The sequence below is a fragment of the Halomonas sp. ND22Bw genome (assembly GCF_003011945.1).
Lineage (GTDB): Bacteria > Pseudomonadota > Gammaproteobacteria > Pseudomonadales > Halomonadaceae > Halomonas > Halomonas halophila.
In genome coordinates, this window is sequence record NZ_PXWD01001006.1 from 1 (window position 1) to 266 (window position 266).

1 pseudogene is annotated in these 266 nt (G+C 65.4%); it reads right to left on the bottom strand.

Annotation, left to right across the window (positions count from 1 at the left end):
- Window positions 1-8: 8 nt before the first annotated feature.
- A pseudogene (locus tag CVH10_RS21205) lies at window positions 9-266 on the bottom strand (hypothetical protein); the annotation flags it as partial.

Here is a 266-nt window from a genome sequence, read left to right on the forward strand (position 1 = left end):
AAAGGACGTCAATCGCCCGGTGCTTCAGGCGGTTCCCCGCGGATCCAGCGGGCATATTCCACGGGATACGCAATCTTGAAGCGCGCCGCCACGGCCAGCGCCTCGTCGTCGCGGCCGAGGTCGATGAGGAACAGCGCCACATGCCACCAGTTGTGCGTGACCATGAAGGAGTTGAGGCCGGTCCAGGTGTCGCTCACGCTGCGCATGAAGTCCAGGCCTTCCGCAAGGCGGCCTTCGGTCAGCATGACGTGGCCCAGCGCGTGGTG